The sequence below is a fragment of the Embleya sp. NPDC001921 genome (assembly GCF_053594475.1).
This window is the reverse complement of the sequence record NZ_JBSFEO010000027.1, coordinates 86,603-103,043: the sequence shown is the minus strand read 5'-3', so window position 1 is coordinate 103,043 and position 16,441 is coordinate 86,603. Positions and strand designations below refer to the sequence as shown.

General features: G+C 72.1%; 12 protein-coding genes. 8 read left to right on the top strand and 4 right to left on the bottom strand.

The window, feature by feature from the left end:
* Positions 1–60 precede the first annotated feature (60 nt).
* The gene (locus ACWCPW_RS28775) at positions 61–2,229 is read right to left on the bottom strand and encodes a prolyl oligopeptidase family serine peptidase (RefSeq protein ID WP_449764494.1); all 2,169 of its coding nucleotides are present in this window, start codon (positions 2,227–2,229) and stop codon (positions 61–63) included.
* A gap of 190 nt (positions 2,230–2,419) precedes the next feature.
* On the opposite strand from ACWCPW_RS28775, the gene ACWCPW_RS28770 reads away from it, so the two are divergent.
* On the top strand, positions 2,420–2,962 hold the full coding sequence (locus ACWCPW_RS28770; RefSeq protein WP_126642612.1) for an HNH endonuclease: 543 nt from the start codon (positions 2,420–2,422) through the stop codon (positions 2,960–2,962).
* Positions 2,963–3,108: 146 nt separating this feature from the next.
* Entirely contained in the window at positions 3,109–5,283 is a 2,175-nt protein-coding gene (gene malQ, locus ACWCPW_RS28765; protein WP_449764493.1) for a 4-alpha-glucanotransferase, read from the top strand.
* Between the two features lie 61 nt (positions 5,284–5,344).
* On the opposite strand, the gene ACWCPW_RS28760 is transcribed toward malQ, so the two are convergent.
* The 3 genes from ACWCPW_RS28760 to pepN (ACWCPW_RS28750) form a co-directional block, all read right to left on the bottom strand.
* A complete protein-coding gene (locus ACWCPW_RS28760) occupies positions 5,345–5,518 on the bottom strand; it encodes a hypothetical protein (protein WP_449764492.1) in 174 nt (57 codons plus the stop codon).
* A 267-nt stretch (positions 5,519–5,785) separates the two neighbouring features.
* Positions 5,786–8,332, bottom strand: coding sequence for an aminopeptidase N (gene pepN, locus ACWCPW_RS28755; protein WP_449764491.1), 2,547 nt, complete (start codon positions 8,330–8,332; stop codon positions 5,786–5,788).
* A 91-nt stretch (positions 8,333–8,423) separates the two neighbouring features.
* Entirely contained in the window at positions 8,424–10,967 is a 2,544-nt protein-coding gene (gene pepN / locus ACWCPW_RS28750) for an aminopeptidase N (RefSeq protein ID WP_449764490.1), read from the bottom strand.
* A gap of 281 nt (positions 10,968–11,248) precedes the next feature.
* Here pepN (ACWCPW_RS28750) and ACWCPW_RS28745 point away from each other — a divergent pair, with 281 nt between their 5' ends.
* From ACWCPW_RS28745 to ACWCPW_RS28720, 6 genes are all read left to right on the top strand, one after another.
* Positions 11,249–11,878: a mycothiol-dependent nitroreductase Rv2466c family protein gene (locus tag ACWCPW_RS28745; RefSeq protein ID WP_449764489.1), complete on the top strand. Its 630-nt coding sequence runs from the start codon at positions 11,249–11,251 to the stop codon at positions 11,876–11,878.
* A 142-nt stretch (positions 11,879–12,020) separates the two neighbouring features.
* Complete coding sequence (locus ACWCPW_RS28740) at positions 12,021–12,728, top strand: hypothetical protein (protein WP_449764488.1); 708 nt, start codon at positions 12,021–12,023, stop codon at positions 12,726–12,728.
* Positions 12,729–12,852: 124 nt separating this feature from the next.
* Positions 12,853–14,250, top strand: coding sequence for an aldehyde dehydrogenase family protein (locus tag ACWCPW_RS28735; RefSeq protein ID WP_449764487.1), 1,398 nt, complete (start codon positions 12,853–12,855; stop codon positions 14,248–14,250).
* Positions 14,251–14,405: 155 nt separating this feature from the next.
* Positions 14,406–15,002: a biotin transporter BioY gene (locus tag ACWCPW_RS28730; protein ID WP_449764486.1), complete on the top strand. Its 597-nt coding sequence runs from the start codon at positions 14,406–14,408 to the stop codon at positions 15,000–15,002.
* 94 nt (positions 15,003–15,096) lie between these two features.
* Positions 15,097–15,855: a hypothetical protein gene (locus ACWCPW_RS28725; RefSeq protein ID WP_449764485.1), complete on the top strand. Its 759-nt coding sequence runs from the start codon at positions 15,097–15,099 to the stop codon at positions 15,853–15,855.
* Positions 15,856–15,892: 37 nt separating this feature from the next.
* Positions 15,893–16,360, top strand: coding sequence for a ribose-5-phosphate isomerase (locus tag ACWCPW_RS28720; RefSeq protein WP_406296291.1), 468 nt, complete (start codon positions 15,893–15,895; stop codon positions 16,358–16,360).
* The last annotated feature ends 81 nt before the right edge of the window (positions 16,361–16,441 follow it).

Below are 16,441 nucleotides of genomic sequence, written 5' to 3'. Positions count from 1 at the left end.
CACGAGGCCGGAGGCGCTCGTGCGATACCTCTTGTTCGTACCTTCTGTCGTTGATCACGGTTATCTCACCGAATCCCCACCTCTGCCGTCTTCGTCCGTGCGCGCGTTCAGATCCAGACCGGTCCGGTCGGCCAGGAAGGACAGGGTGTCCACGGTGAGTTCGACCGTGCGCGAGACCGAACGGGCCGCGTGGCCGACCTCGGCCTCGGCGCGCAGCAGCACCGGGTGCCCGCTCGCGCTCGCGTCCTGCAGGGCCGCGCACATCTTGCGCGCGTGCAGCGGGTCGACCCGACTGTCGCCGTCGAACACGGTGAACAGCACCGCCGGGTAGTGCACGCCCGCGCGCACGTGGTGATAGGGCGAGTAGCCGAGCAGCCAGTCCAGTTCCTCGGCCACCTCGGCGCTGCCGTATTCGTCGGACCACAACCGGCCGAGCCCGAACCGCTCGTAGCGGACCATGTCCAGGAGCGGCATCGAGCAGGCCACGGCGGCGTACAACCGCGGCCGCTGGGTCAGCGCGGCGCCCACCAGCAGCCCGCCGTTGGAGCCGCCGGACGCGGCCAGTCGGTCGGGCGCGCTCCAGCCCCGGGCGGTCAGGTGCTCCGCGGCGGCGTGGAAATCGTCGAACACGCGTTGCTTGTGCCCACGCATGCCCGCACGATGCCACTCCTCGCCCTCTTCGGCGCCGCCGCGCAGATTCGCGATCGCGTACACGCCGCCGGCCTCCACCCAGGCGAGCGCGCCCGCCGAGTAGGCCGGGCCGAGCGAGATGCCGAAGCCGCCGTAGCCGTACAACACGGCGGGTCGGGGCCGGTCCGGCTCGGCGGTCGGCGCGATCACGAACATCCGCACCTCGGTGCCGTCCGCCGACCGGTAGCACTCCTGGCGCACGTGCACGTGCGGCAGTGTCGCGGTGCCCGGTGCGGTGGCCCATGTGTCGACCGCGCCGGTGCGCGCGTCGTAGCGCAGCACCGCCGACGGCGCGGTGTAGTCCGACCAGCCGAACCACGCCTCGTGCCCGCCCTCGGGGTGCTCGGCCAGACCGCCGATCGAACCGGGCGAGCCGGCGGGTGTCGCCGGCCGGGCCAGCACCTCGCCGGTGGCCAGGTCGCACACGGTCAACTCGCCCACCGCGTGCCGGGTCCGGGTGACCAGCAGCGTCGGCGTGGGCGCGTGCGGGCCGTCCAGGATCGCGAAGCCGGTCAACACCGCGTCCGGTTCCTCCGCGACCAGATCGCGCCAGCCCTCGGGCCCGGGCGCCGCCGGGTCGGCCACACACAGCCGACCGCGCGGCGCGGCCAGGTCGGTGAACACGTACAACCGCCCGTCCCGGCCCACCCGCACACCGGTGAGCGCGTCCAGCCCCACCGCCACCGGCCGCAGCACCGGCCGCTCCGGCGAACCCGCGCGCAGGTCGGCCAGCCACAGGTCGTTGCGCGGCGCGGTGCCGAGCGACGCGGACACGGTGAGCCAGCGGCCGTCCCGGCTGACCCCGACGCCGAAGTAGGTGGCCGGCTCGGTGCCCGCGCCGAACACCTCGACGTCCGCGGCCGGGTCGGTGCCGACCCGGTGCAGGTACACCCGGCGGTGGTACTGCTCCTCGCCCGCGGGCACCTGCTCCGCCGGCAGCCGGCGCACCAGATAGAAGGCGTCGCCGCCCGGGAGCCAGGCGATCGAGGTGTCGCGCACCCGTTCGATCGGACCCTCGATCCGGGCGCCGGTGCGCACGTCGAGCACGTACAGGCGGGATTCCTCGTCGCCGCCGGTGGAGAGCAGGTAGGCGAGTCGGTCGCCCTCGTCCGAGGGCACCCACTGGTCGAGGGTGGTGGTGCCGGTCGGGTCGATCGCGATCGGATCCACCAGCGCCCGTTCGGCGCCGTCCGGTTCGACCACGAACAGCACCGCGTGCTCACGGCCGGGGTCGCGGCGGATCCGGAAGTGCCGGTCGCCGCGCCAACAGGGCAGCCCGGTCAGGCCGGTGGCGAGCAGTTCGGCCAGCCGCGCGCGCAGCGCGTCGCGTCCGGCCAGATGGTCCACATGGGCGTGGAACCACGCGTCCTGCGCGGCGGACCACGCGCGGGTGGCCGGCGCGTCCGGGTCCTCCAGGGCGCGATAGGGATCCGGGACGGGGCGGCCGAACAGCACGTCGACCGTGTCCCCACGGGCGGCGGCGGGTGCGCGCGGGGTCTCGAGGGGGGCGTGTTCCGCAGGCTGCACAGAGCGCGTCATGGGCGCACCCTAGACGTCCGGGCCCTTCGGTGCGCACGGTCACCACTCGGCCACGCGGGGCCACTCGTGCAGGTGAACGCTCTGTGACCGTGTCGATTCCTGGTAGCGCGGCGGGTATCCCGGCATGGACACTGGAGGCCGATCGTCCCCGGCGCGAGCCACGCGCTGTCGGCGTCACAGGGAGGCATACGTGCCGCATTCGCTGGTCCTCAACGCGTCGTACGAGCCCCTGTGCGTGGTGCCCGTTCGCCGCGCACTGATCCTCGTGCTGAACGACAAGGCAATGTGCCTGGAAGAGACAGGCACCATCCTGCACAGCGCCACCACCGAGATTCCCGTACCCAGTGTGATCAGGTTGACCCGTTTCGTCCGTATCCCCTTTCGGGGCCAAGTACCGCTCACCCGCCGCGCGCTGTTCGCTCGCGACGGAGGGCGTTGTGTCTACTGCGGAAGCGCCGCGACCAGCGTCGACCACGTCGTCCCGCGCAGCCGGGGCGGGCAACACACGTGGGACAACGTCGTCTCGGCGTGTCGTCGCTGCAATCACGTCAAGAGCGACCGGTACATCGCCGAGCTGGGCTGGCGAATGCCGCGCCCACCATCCCAACCCACCGGCCTGGCCTGGCGGATCCTCGGAACCGGGTTCCGTGATCCGCGCTGGGAGCCATACCTGGCGCCGTACGGTGCACAGGAAGCGGGCTTCGATCATTTCGACCAGGTCGCGAGCGCCTAGAAGGCGGCGGATTTCCTCAGGGGAGCCCGTCGCCGTTTTTGTTTCGACGGGTTCCCCCGGAGCCGCGGTCCGGAACCCGACACACCACCTCGCGTGTCGGCCGGACACGCCGACACCGGAGCCGTTCGGGTGCGATGCTCGCGGGCATGGAGGAACCACGCGTATCGCAACTGTCTCCCGAATTGGTCCGGCTCGCCTCCGCGTTCGGAGTGGCCACGGAGTACCAGGGGTGGCGCGGCGAGGTCGTGCACGCCGACCCGGCGACGGTGACAGCGGTGCTCGGCGCGCTCGGGGTGGACGCGTCGACACCCGAGAGCGCCCGGTCCGCGCTCGCCGCGCACGAGGACCTGCGCCGAACCCGGCTGCTGCCGCCGGTCCTGGTACTGCGCTCGGGCCGGCCGGCCGGCTTCACCGTCAACGTGCCGGCCGGACACCGCGTCGACATGTGGCTCGAACTGGAGAACGGCGGGGTCCGGCGCGACCTCGGCCCCGGACCGGACCGCGGACCGCTCGGTGACCCGGTCGGCGGGCATCGGATTCCCGGCGACCTGCCCCTGGGCTGGCACACCCTGCACGCGCGCTGCTCCCCCGAACCCGAGGAGTCGCTCGGCTCGGGCGGCGTGCCGAGCACGGGCGGCGAGGGCGTCCGCGCCTCGTGCCCGGTCGCGATCACCCCGGCCGTGTTGCCCACGCCCGACCGGCGTTCGTGGGGATACATGGTCCAGCTCTACTCGCTGCCCTCGCGCCGGTCGTGGGGGATCGGCGATCTGGCCGATCTGGCCGACCTGGCGGTGTGGTCGGCGCGCACCCAGGGCGCCGGCTTCGTGCTGGTCAACCCGCTGCACGCGGCCTCGCCGGTGCCGCCGGTGGAGGCCTCGCCGTATCTGCCGGTGAGCCGACGCTTCCCGGACCCGATGTACGTCCGGGTCGAGGCCATCCCCGAGTTCGCCTACCTGACGCCGGTCGAGCGCGCGGTCGCCGAGGAGCTCAGGGCCGCGGCGGGGGACGGGCACGACGGCGCCGAGCACCTGGACCGGAACGCGGTACGGGTGGCCAAGCGGGAGGCGCTCGCGCTGGTCCACAAGGTGCCGCGCGGCCTGGGCCGGGACGCCGACTACCGCGCGTTCATCGCGCGCGAGGGCCAGTGGCTGACCGACTTCGCCACGTGGTGCGCGCTGGTGGAGGAGTACGGCCCGTCCTGGCGGTCCTGGCCGAAGGAACTGCACGACCCGGACGCGGCCGAGGTCGACGCCGAGCGCGAACGGCTCGCCGGCGCGATCGACTTCCACCGGTGGACCCAGTGGGTACTGGCCGACCAGTCGCGGGCCGCACAGGACGCGGCCACCGCCGCGGGCATGGCGGTGGGCATCGTGCACGACCTCGCGGTCGGCGTGCATCCCGACGGCGCGGACGCGTGGGTGCTGGGCTCCGAGCGCGGCGGCCGGGTGCTCGCCCTGGGCGCCACCGGCGGTGCGCCGCCGGACGCGATGAACCAGATCGGCCAGGACTGGAACCAGCCGCCGTGGCACCCGCTGCGGTTGGCCGAGGTGGGCTACGCGCCGTATCGCGAACTCTTGCGCGCGGTGTTCCGGCACGCCGGCGCGGTGCGGGTGGACCACGTGCTCGGGTTGTTCCGGTTCTGGTGGGTGCCCAAGGGCAACAGCCCGACCCAGGGCGCCTACGTGCGCTACGACCACGAGGCGATGGTCGGCATCCTGGCGCTGGAGGCGCACCGCGCGGGCACGGTGGTGATCGGCGAGGACCTGGGCACGGTGGAGCCGTGGGTGCGCACCTACCTGGCCGAGCGCGGCATCCTGGGCACGTCGGTGTTGTGGTTCGAACGCGACGACAAGGGGCGGCCGTTGTCGCCGGAGCAGTGGCGGGCCGGCTCGCTGGCCACGGTGACCACGCACGACCTGCCCCCCACCGCGGCCCGGCTCGCGGGCGAGCACATCGACCTGTGGGAGCGGCTGCACCTGCTGGCGCGGGACGCGGAGACCGAACGCGCGGAGGACCTCGCCGACCGTGAGCAGTGGCTCGAACTGCTGCGCCGGCGCGGCTACCTGCGGCCCGGCGCGGGCGAGCGGGAGACGGTCGAGGCCCTGCACCGACTGCTCGCCGCGACGCCGTGCCGACTGCTGGGCGTGTGGCTGCCGGACGGGGTGGGCGATCGTCGTCCGCAGAACCTGCCGGGCACCTGGGACCAGTACCCGAACTGGCTGTTGCCGGTGGCCGACGGCGAAGGGCGGCACGTCTACCTGGAGGACTTGCCGGCCGACCCGCGCGCGGTGTCGCTGGCCCGGGCGTTTCGCGGCCTCTAGAGGGCGGACGCGCCGAAGCCGCCGAGCGGGTGTGGACCCGGTCGGCGGCTTCGGTCGAACGTCAGTGCTTCTTCTTGATGATGTCCGGAAGCATCACGAGGCCCGCGATGATCACGAAGGACAGGATCGGGATGCCGACGAAGATCCCGATCGTCGCGCCGATGCCCATCCCGGAACCCGGGTCGTCGCCGTCGTCGCGGATGTTCGCGAACGCCGGCGTCGAAATCAGCGACATGAGCGTGACAACGGCCGACACGGCCCCGGCGCGAAGTGCATTCCTGTTCACCACGAAACCCACGCTACCGGGCGCGCGCACACACCCGCGCACCGGGTTGACCCTTCCGTGCAAACCGACCACCGCCGGCCTCGACCGCCACCCGCCGGCTTCGACCGCCGGCCGGGCTGATCAACAGCCCGGCCGGCGGTCGAGGCCAAGCAGCCCGGCCGGCGCTCGAGGCCAGGGCCAGGGCCAGGCCGCGGGCCGGCAACCCGCGCCGCACGGCTAACGCGCGTCGCGCGCCCGCGCCCGAAGCGCCCGGGCCACCCCGTCGCGGCTCTCCACCACCAGGCGCCGCAGCCCGGCCGGGTGTTCCGCCGCCGCGAGCCACGCGTCGGTGCGGTCCAGGGTGTCGGCGCCGACCTGGAGGGTCGGGTACAGGCCGATCACGATCTGCTGGGCGATCTCGTTGGTGCGGGTCTTCCACACGTCCGCGATCGCGGCGAAGTACCGGTCGGTGTAGGTCGCGAGCAGGTCGCGCTGGGCCGGCTGGCCGAAGCCGCCGATCACCGCGGCCTGGATCGCGTTGGGCAGCGCGTCGGATTCGACCACCGACGCCCAGGCCTGGTCCTTGGCCGCGGCGGTCGGGCGCGCCGCGCGGCAGGCCGCCGCGTGCCGCTGTCCGGCCGCGGTCGAGTCCCGCTCCACCTCGGCGTCCACGTCGGCGTCGGTCGCCACGCCGGTGGCGGACAACCGCAGCAGCAGCGCCCAGCGCAGGTCCGCGTCGACGGCCAGGCCCTCGACCCGCTCCTCGCCGTCCAGCAGACCGCGCAGGAGTCGCAGGTGGTCCTGCCGCGCGGCCACCGACGCCAGGCAGCGGGCCCAGGCGAGCTGGTGGTCGCTGCCCGGCTCGGCCGCGCGCAGGAACCGCTCGGCCGCCACCGCCAGTTCGGCCAGCGAGCGCTCGCGGTGCGCGGGGTCGGCGTACAACTCCAGCGCGCTGGTGACCTGGCGCTGGAGCGACTGGACGATGTTGATGTCCTTCTCGCCGCCCGCACCGGCCAGCACCAGCTTGAGGTAGTCGCGCGTCGCCATCTCCGCGTCGCGCGTCATGTCCCACGCGGCGGCCCAGCACAGCGCGCGCGGCAGCGGGTCGACGAACTCGCCGATCGCGTCGGTGACGAACGCGAGCGACTCCTCGTCGAGTCGGATCTTGGTGTAGGTCAGGTCGTCGTCGTTGAGCAGCACGACGTCCGGCCGGGTCAGGCCGACCAGGTCCGCGACCTCGGTCCGGGCGCCGGTGACGTCCAGCTCCAGCCGGTGGGTGCGGACCAGGCCCGCGTCGGTGCGGTCGTAGAAGCCGATCGCGATCCGGTGCGAGCGCAGCGTCGGCCACTCCTGCGGAGCCTCCTGGAGCACCGCGAACGAGGTGATCAGGCCGTCCGAGGAGGTCTCGATCGCGGGCCGCAGCGTATTCACGCCCGCGGTCTCCAGCCACTCGCGCGACCACGCCTTCAGGTCCCGGCCCGAGGTCTCCTCCAGCGCGCCGAGCAGGTCGGCCAGCCGGCTGTTGCCCCACGCGTGCTTCTTGAAGTACGCCCGCACGCCCGCGAAGAAGTTCTCGCTGCCCACGTAGGCGACCAGTTGCTTGAGCACCGAGGCGCCCTTGGCGTAGGTGATCCCGTCGAAGTTGACCTCGACGTCCTCCAGGTCCCGGATGTCCGCGAAGATCGGGTGCGTGGACGGCAGTTGGTCCTGCCGGTAGGCCCAGGTCTTCATCCGGTTGCCGAACGTGGCCCACGCGTGCGACCACCGGGTCACCTCGGCCTGGCAGCGCACCGACGCGTAGGTGGCGAACGACTCGTTCAGCCACAGGTCGTCCCACCACCGCATGGTGACCAGGTCGCCGAACCACATGTGCGCGAGCTCGTGCAGGATGGTCTCGGCACGCGTCTCGTAGGACGTGTCGGTGACCTTCGAGCGGAAGACGTAGTCCTCCAGGATCGTCACACAGCCCGCGTTCTCCATCGCGCCCGCGTTGTACTCGGGCACGAAGAGCTGGTCGTACTTCGCGAACGGGTACGGGAAGTCGAACTGCTCCAGGAAGTAGTCGAAGCCCTGCTTGGTGACGTCGAAGATGTTGTCCGCGTCCAGGAACGGCGCGAGCGAGGCCCGGCAGTACACGCCGAGCGGGACGACGGTGCCGTCCTGGGCCGTATAGCTGTCCTGGACCGCGTGGTAGTGGCCCGCGACCAGCGCGGTGATGTACGTGGAGATCCGCGGGGTCGGCTCGAACGCCCACACCGAGGTGCCGTCGGCGCCGGCCGAGGGCTCGGGGGTGGGCGAGCAGGAGATGACGTGCCAGTCGCTCGGGGCGCTGATCGTGAAGGCGAAGGTGGCCTTCAGGTCCGGCTGTTCGAAGTTGGCGAACACCCGGCGCGCGTCCGCCACCTCGAACTGGGTGTAGAGGTAGGTCTTGTCGTCCACCGGGTCGACGAAGCGGTGCAGGCCCTCGCCGGTGTTCATGTACGCGCAGGACGCGACCACGCGCAGCTCGTTGCTCTCGGCGAGGTCGGTCAGCGCGATCCGGCTGTCCGCGTACACCGAGGCGACGTCGAGCGCCTTGCCGTTGAGGGTGATCTCGTGCACCTCGGGGGCGACCAGATCGACGAACGTCGCCGCGCCGGGCTCGGTACACCCGAACCTCAGCACGGTCGTGGACGGGAACGTCGCGCCGGTGCCGGTCAGGTCGAGGGTGATGTCGTACGAGTCGACGGACAGTAGCCGGGCCCGCTCGCGGGCTTCGTCACGCGTCAGATTGGTACCGGGCACGCTGCGCTCCTTGTGGGATGGGCGCCGCCGGGAAAGGGCGGCCGACGGATCGGACCCCGCCGGGGATGACGGCGGGGTCCGCGAGGGTTCTTCAGTTCCGCTGGTCGCGCTTTCGGGCCTTGAGCGCACGCGCGACGTCGTCGCGGCATTCCAGCACCAGCCGGCGCAGCGCCGGCACCGGCTCGACCGCGGCCAGCCAGTCGTCGGTCCGGCGCAGCGTGTCGGCGTCGACCCGACCCGACGGGTACAGGCCGACCACGATCCGGCGGGCGATCTCGATCGAACGGTCCCGCCAGACCGGCGCGAGCGCGGCGAAGTAGCGGTCGGTGTACGGCTCGGTCAGCTCTTCCTGGCCGGGCGTGGCGAAGCCCACGATCACCGCGTTGAGCATCGCGTTGGGCAGTTCGTCGGTCTCCACCACGAGCCGCCACGCCTCGGCCTTGGCCGCCGCGGTGGGTCGCGCGGCGCGGCACTCGATCGCGTGCCGGCGGCCCGCCGCGGTGCCGTCGCGCTCGACCTCGGCGGCGATGTCGGGCTCGTCGGCGGCGCCGCCCGCGCACAGCGCGCGCAACAGCACCCAGCGCAGCTCGGTGTCCACCGCCAGCCCGGCGATCTCGGCGTCACCGGTCAACAGGTCGCGCAGGAAGGCGAGTTCCTCGGTGGTCGAGGACGCCGAGGCCAGGCAGCGGGCCCAGGCCAGTTGGTGGTCGCCGCCGGCCGGTGCGGCCCGCAGCTCGGCCAGCGCACCGGCCGCGAGCAGGCGCAGGCCCTCGGCCCGAAACGCCGGGTCGGTGTAGCGGTCCAGGCCGGTCTTGACCTGCACCTGGAGCTTTTGCACCACGCCCACGTCGCTCTCCCGGCCGGCGTGCCGCAGCACCAGCGCCAGGTATTCGCTCGCGGGCAGCTCGCCGTCCCGGGTCATGTCCCACGCCGCGCCCCAGCACAGGGCGCGCGCGAGCGAGGAGTCCAGCTCGCCGAGCGAGTCGAGCACGGCCTGCCAGGACCGCGCGTCGAAGCGCACCTTCGCGTAGGTGAGGTCGTCGTCGTTGAGCAGGATCAGCGGGGTGCGGGCGCGGCCGACCAGCCCGGGCACCTCGGTGCGCGCGCCGACCACGTCCACCTCGATCCGGGCGACGCGTTCGGCGCCGTCGTAGAGGCCGATCGCGATCCGGTGCGGACGCAGGGTGGGGAACCCCGGGGCGGCCTCCTGGAGCACCGCGAACGAGGTGATCACGCCGTTCGCGTCGGTCTCGATCGCGGGCCGCAGGGTGTTCACGCCGGAGGTCTCCAGCCAGTCCGCCGACCAGGACTTGAGGTCGCGGCCGGAGGTCTCCTCCAGGGCGGAGAGGAAGTCGGCGAGCGTGGTGTTGCCCCACGCGTGCCGCTTGAAGTACGACCGGGCACCCGCGAAGAACTCGTCCTCGCCCACGTAGGCGACCAGTTGCTTGAGTACCGAGGCGCCCTTGGCGTAGGTGATCCCGTCGAAGTTGAGCTTGGCGTCCTCCAGGTCGTTGATCACCGCCACGATCGGGTGGGTGGTGGGCAACTGGTCCTGGCGGTACGCCCAGTCCTTGCGCCGCGCGGCGAAGCTGGTCCACGCGTCGGTCCAGCGGGTGGCCGCGCCCTGCGAGTAGGAGCCCATGAAGTCCGCGAAGGACTCCTTCAGCCACAGGTCGTCCCACCAGCGCGGGGTGACCAGGTCGCCGAACCACATGTGGGCCATCTCGTGCAGGATGACGTTGGCGCGGTTCTCGTACGCCGAGTCGGTGACCTTGGAGCGGAAGACGAAGTCCTCGGTGAAGGTGACCGCGCCCGGGTTCTCCATCGCGCCGAGGTTGTACTCGGGCACGAAGAGCTGGTCGTACTTGCCGAACGGATACGGGAAGTCGAACCGGTCGTGGAACAGGTCCAGGCCCTGCCGGGTGACCTCGAAGATCTCCTCGTGGTCGAACGTGTCGGCCAGCGACGCGCGGCAGAACCCGCCGAGCGGGACGACCAGGCCGTCGGGGCCGGTGTAGGTGTCGAAGACCGCGTGGTAGGGACCGGCCACGACCGCCGTCAGGTAGGTGGAGATGCGCGGCGTCGGCGCGAAGTCCCAGCGGGCGATCCCGTCGCGGACCGGCACCGGGTCCGGGGTGGTCGAGTTCGAGACCACGTGCCAGTCGGCCGGCGCGGTCACCGAGAACCGGAACGAGGCCTTGAGGTCCGGCTGTTCGAAGTTCGCGAACACCCGGCGCGAGTCGGCCGGCTCGTACTGGGTGTAGAGGTAGACCCGCTCGTCGACGGGGTCGACGAAGCGGTGCAGGCCCTCGCCGGTGCGGCTGTAGGCGCACGACGCGAGCACACGCAGTTCGTTGGCGCCCTCGACCAGGTCGTCCAGCAGCACCCGGGTGCCGTCGAAGACCTGTGCGGGGTCGAGCTCGCGGCCGTTGAGCACGACCTCGTGTACGTGCGGGGCGAGCAGGTCCACGAACGTGGCCGCACCCGCCTCTCGGCATCCGAAACGGAGCACCGTCTCGGAGCGGAACGTCTCCGTGCTGTCGGTGCTGACGTCGAGCCTGACGTCGTAGTCCTCGACGCTCAGGATCCGGGCCCGCGTGCGGGCCTCCTCGCGGGTCAGGTTCCTGCCGGGCACTGGATCACTCCCTGGTTGGCTGCGGTCCCGGCCGATCCTTTCACGGCGGGGGCGACGGTGTCGGCCCGGTTTCCCGGCCGGATCCGCGGCGGCGGGGACGCCGTCGGTCGGGGTGGACGCGAGGCGCCGCGGGATTGTCTTGGTCGGCAGGAATGGCACGGTCCGCTCGCGGGTTGCACAGCATCGACGGCCCGCCCGCCGTCCGACGTTCGGCCACGCGCACGGCGCGGTCGGGCGCGAGGCACCGCGCACCAGGTATCAGGATCGAGAGGAACCCCGCTGTGACCACCAAGGACGACGGATCCGCCCGCGACATAGCGCACTTCTGGTTCGACCCGCTGTGTCCGTGGGCGTGGATGACCTCCCGCTGGATGCTCGAGGTGGAGAAGATCCGCCCTGTGGACGTGCAGTGGCACGTGATGAGCCTGTCCGTGCTCAACAGCGGCCGGGACGACATTCCGGACGCGTACAAGGAGATGCTGGAGCGGGGCTGGGGGCCGGTGCGCGTGTGCATCGCCGCCGAGCAGCGGTTCGGCAACGAGGTGCTGCTGCCGCTGTACACCGCGCTGGGCACCCGCCGGCACCCGGGCGGCGAGGAGTTCACGCGCGAGATGATCGAGGCCGCGCTCACCGAGGCCGGGCTGCCCACCGAACTCGCCGACGCCGCCGACTCGACCGAGTACGACGAGGCGCTGGTCAAGTCGCACCACGACGGCATGGACCGGGTGGGCATGGACGTCGGCACCCCGGTGATCAGCGTCAACGGCGTGTCGTTCTTCGGCCCGGTGGTGACGCCGGCGCCCAAGGGCGAGGACGCGGGCAAGCTCTGGGACGGTGTGGTGCTGGTCGCGGGCACGCCGGGCTTCTTCGAGATCAAGCGCACCCGGGACCAGGGGCCGATCTTCGACTGACCGGCCGGAGCGGCTCGACCGACCGGCTCGACCGGCTCGACGGGTTCGACCGGCTCGACCGGCTTCGACTGACCGGATGAAACCTGCCGGCGCCGACCGGGAAACCGCTACAAAGCGAAGCAAAGCTAATTAATCTGGATAAATGACGGCTCCGGAACGCCAGAGCAGCGTGATCCACACCTCCCGTACCGGGCGGCCGGATCCACGCACACCCAACGGCAACGCCCCCTACGGGTCCCGCATGCCGCGGCTGCGCGACCGCGCGCTCGCCTTCGGGCTGCGCGCGGTCGTGCCGCTGTGGCGGTGCGTGGGACTGCGGATGGGGGCGGCCTCGCTGCGGCACTACCTGATCGGGCGCGGCGCGCCGTTCGTGATCGACCCGACCCAGCCGCTGCGGGCCAAGCCGTTCCGCCGCGCGGCGCTCACCCACTTCGAGGAGTGGTGGGCGCTCGCGGCGATCCGCTGGCACGACAGCGGGGGCCTGGAGAGCGTCTTCGAGACCACCACGCACTGGCACGGCGTGCTGATCCGGCGCGGTGACGACACCGACTGGTGGCTGGCCATGCGCGGTCTCCAGTACCGGATCACCGGCCGGATCGAGGTGCTGCCCGGCACGACCTCGATCCCGGGCTCGCCGGTGCTGCCCGACGTGCGGCTGGTGTACCGGGTCGAGGTCTACAAGGACTGGGGCTTCGACAAGGGCCAGGGCGAGTACGGGGTGTCCTTCACGCCGCTCGCGCGCCTGCACGAGGTCGGCCTGGCCCGCGAGTTCCCGGTCACCGGCCGCAGCGGCGACCTGGTGTGGACGTCGAACGGCCCCCACGGCCGCACGGATCCGTCCACGCTCTGAGCGGGCCCGTCGAGCGGCCGATTCCGCCCGGGTACTCGGGTTCTCGGGCCGGCTCTGTGTATTGCACACGTGTCGACGTACGCTCGGCTGCGTCCCAGTGACGAGCGGCGAGGAGTCCGGCGGCATGACCAAGGCTTACGACACGATCTACATCGACGGCGCGTGGACGGCTCCCTCGTCGAGCGAGACCATCGACGTCGTCGACCCGAACACCGAGCGGGTCGTGGCGACCGTGCCGCAGTGCACGCCCGTCGACGTGGACCTGGCCGTGGCCGCGGCCAGGCGCGCCTTCCCCGGCTGGGCGGCGACGCCGCCGGCCGAGCGGGCCGCGCTGCTCGCGAAGGCGCGGGACCTGCTCGCCGAGCGCTCGGCCGAGATGGCCGAGGTGATCGTCGCGGACATGGGCGCGCCGGCCGCACTGGTCGAGCGGGTGCACCTGGGCCTGCCGCTGGTCGTGCTGGGCAGCTACGTCAAGCTCGCCGACGAGTTCCCGTGGGAGGAGAGCATCGGCTCCTCGCTGGTGGTGCGCGAACCGGTCGGCGTGGTCGGCGCGATCACCCCGTGGAACTTCCCGCTGCACCAGATCACCAACAAGCTCGGCCCGGCCCTGGTCGCGGGCTGCACCGTGGTGCTCAAGGCCAGCGAGGTCGCGCCGCAGGCCGCCCACCTGTTCTTCGAGATTTTGCACGACGCGGGCTTCCCGGCGGGCGTGGTCAACCTGGTCTCCGGTACCGGACCGGTGGTCGGCGAGGCCATCGCGGCCCACCCGGACGTCGACATGGTCTCGTTCACCGGCTCGACCCGGGCCGGCACGCGCGTGTCCGAGCTCGCCTCGGCGACGGTCAAGCGGGTCGCGCTCGAACTCGGCGGCAAGTCCGCCAACGTGATCCTGCCCGGCGCCGACCTGGAGAAGGCGGTACGCGCGGGTGTGGGCGGCGCGTACCTCAACAGCGGGCAGACGTGCAGCGCGCCGACCCGGATGCTGGTGCACCGCGACGACCTGCCGCGCGCGGTCGAACTGGCCGCGGAGACCGCGACGGCGATGACCGGAAAGCTCGGCCCGCTGGTCAACGCGACCCAGTTCGAGCGGGTGCGCGGCTACATCGCCAAGGGCATCGAGGAGGGTGCGACCCTGGTGGCCGGCGGCCCGGAACTGCCCGAGGGCGTCGAGAGCGGCTATCACGTGCGGCCCACGGTCTTCTCCGACGTCACCAACGAGATGACCATCGCGCGCGAGGAGATCTTCGGCCCGGTGTTGTCGATCCTGGCCTACGACACCGAGGAGGAGGCCGAGCGGATCGCCAACGACACCCCCTACGGTCTGGCCGGCGCGGTGTGGGGGCCCAGCCGCGAGGCGGCGGTCGCGTTCGCCCGCAGGATGCGCACCGGCCAGGTGGAGATCAACGGCGGAGCGTTCAACCCGCTTGCCCCGTTCGGCGGTTACAAGCAGTCCGGCAACGGGCGCGAGCTGGGTCGGTTCGGCCTGGAGGAGTACCTGGAGGTCAAGTCGCTGCAACTGTGACGCGCGGCCGAACGCTTTCGGTGGCGCTCGACACTGTGCTTTCGATGGCGCTCGACAATGTTCGGATCGATACGTTGTCGGGCACCGCCGTGATCGTTCGATGTCCGATTGGTTAAGTTCACAGGGTCCCGCAACACAAGAGTGTGGAGTCAGCTGTGAGTACTGCCCTTCTCGACGCGCGCCGCCCCGTCCTGGCCGACCTGGTTCCGGCCCGGGTCTTCAAAGGCGCCGCCGTGCGCGACGCCGCGCTGGTCGTCGGTGCGTCCGCGTTCGTCGGCCTCGCCGCCCAGATCTCCGTCCCGGTGCCCGGCTCGCCGGTCCCGGTGACCGCGCAGACCTTCGCCGTGCTGCTCGCCGGCAGCGCGCTCGGCGCCTGGCGCGGGCTCGCCGCGATGGTGCTCTACCTGGGTCTGGGCGCGGCGGGCATGCCGTGGTTCGCGGAGGGCACCTCCGGCACCGGCTTCCCGACCCTGGGCTATGTGTTCGGCATGGTGCTCGCCGCCGCCGCGGCCGGCTTCCTGGCCCAGCGCGGCACCGACCGCAGCCCGCTGCGCACGGTCGGCACGATGGTGCTGGGCAACGCGGTGATCTACGCGGCCGGCCTCACCTACCTCGCGCACGACCTCGGCATCTCGATGTCCAAGGCGTACGAGATCGGCATGCAGAACTACCTCTTCGGCGACGCGGTCAAGATCCTGCTCGCGACGGCGCTGCTGCCCACCGCCTGGAAGCTGGTCGGCCGGCGCGGCTGACGCCCCATCACCGGTCGGGCCCCGTTTTCCCGCACAGGGGAGGCGGGGTCCGATTTTTTGGCGAGCGGCACCCGCGGACGCCTACTCTCGTCCCATGAGACCGGGGGCAACCAAGCGCATCGCCGTCAGCGGAACCGTCGTCGCGTTCCTGATCGTGGCCGGGCTGGGCAACCAGTGGGTGTTCAAGGAGTCGTGGGGCGAGAGCAGCGACAGCGGCAAGTGGTACATGGTGCTGCTGCGGATCGTCGGCCATCCGCTGTGGATCGCGGACAAGGGCGAACTCGGCGACGAGTTCCGGGTCAGCTTCACCACCAAGGACGTCACCGCGGGCTATGTCGGCATCGCGGTGCTGTTCGTGGTGGTCGCGGCGGTGCTCGCGCTCGGCGCGCGCGGCCTGAGCGAGCGCGCCGGCGGCTTCATGGCGTTCGTGCTCGGCTGGTTCTCGCTGGTGCTCGGCGGCGCGCTGCACTCGCTGACCGTGTTCACGATCGTGCACGACGAGGCCGGGCGCCGGCGCGGCATCTCGGGCTTCCAGGACGCGATGACCACGATCCAGGCCGGCGCCTACTTCGGGCTGCTCACCGGCTGGCTGGTGGGCCTGGCCGCGGCGGCCGGCTACGTCGCGGCGCGCGGGGCGGCGAACCCGGTCGGCTACCCGCCGCCGCCGATGAGCGTGTACGGCCAACCCACCGCGTACGGCGCCCCCGGCGCCCCCGGCAACCTCGCCTTCGGCCTCCCGCAGCAGTCGCCGTACGACGCGCCCACCACCATCCGGCCCGCCGGACCGCCGCCCACCGCGCCGCCTCGGCCGAGCGGCGCGCCGGACACGCCACCCGGTGGATACCGGCCCTGATGGGACGTTCGGGACCGAGCCTGAGAGACTGCGGCCCATGCGCGTTTACCTCGGCTCCGACCATGCCGGCTACGACCTCAAACAGCACCTCATCGCGTGGCTCGACGCCAACGGCCACGAGGCCGTCGACTGCGGCCCGGCCGTACAGGCCGACTCCTACGACTACCCCGTGTACTGCCTGCGGGCCGGCGAGCGGGTGGCCGCCGACCCGGGCAGCCTCGGCGTCGTGCTCGGCGGCTCCGGCAACGGCGAGGCGATCGCGGCGAACAAGGTCAAGGGTGTGCGCTGCGCCCTGGTGTGGAGCCAGGAGACCGCGTCGCTGGCCCGCGAGCACAACAACGCGAACGTGATCTCGATGGGCGCGCGCATGCACTCGCTCGACGAGGCCACGAAGTTCCTCGAGGTCTTCGTGAACACCCCGTACAGCGAGGCCGAGCGGCACACCCGCCGGATCAACATGCTCACCAAGTACGAGAACACCGGCGAACTGCCGACCCTGCCGTAGCCCGAGGCCGCTCCGCCGGCGCCCCCGATCGGTCCGTCCGGTCGGGGGCGCCGCCATGTCGGTGCGGATCGGTAGCGTGGA

Excerpts from the sequence above, each read along its gene's own strand:
- ACWCPW_RS28775 (WP_449764494.1), bottom strand. The coding sequence starts at position 2,229 with ATGACGCGCTCTGTGCAGCCTGCGGAACACGCCCCCCTCGAGACCCCG.
- malQ (WP_449764493.1), top strand. The coding sequence starts at position 3,109 with ATGGAGGAACCACGCGTATCGCAACTGTCTCCCGAATTGGTCCGGCTC.
- ACWCPW_RS28760 (WP_449764492.1), bottom strand. The coding sequence starts at position 5,518 with ATGTCGCTGATTTCGACGCCGGCGTTCGCGAACATCCGCGACGACGGC.
- ACWCPW_RS28740 (WP_449764488.1), top strand. The coding sequence starts at position 12,021 with ATGACGGCTCCGGAACGCCAGAGCAGCGTGATCCACACCTCCCGTACC.
- ACWCPW_RS28735 (WP_449764487.1), top strand. The coding sequence starts at position 12,853 with ATGACCAAGGCTTACGACACGATCTACATCGACGGCGCGTGGACGGCT.
- ACWCPW_RS28725 (WP_449764485.1), top strand. The coding sequence starts at position 15,097 with ATGAGACCGGGGGCAACCAAGCGCATCGCCGTCAGCGGAACCGTCGTC.
- ACWCPW_RS28720 (WP_406296291.1), top strand. The coding sequence starts at position 15,893 with ATGCGCGTTTACCTCGGCTCCGACCATGCCGGCTACGACCTCAAACAG.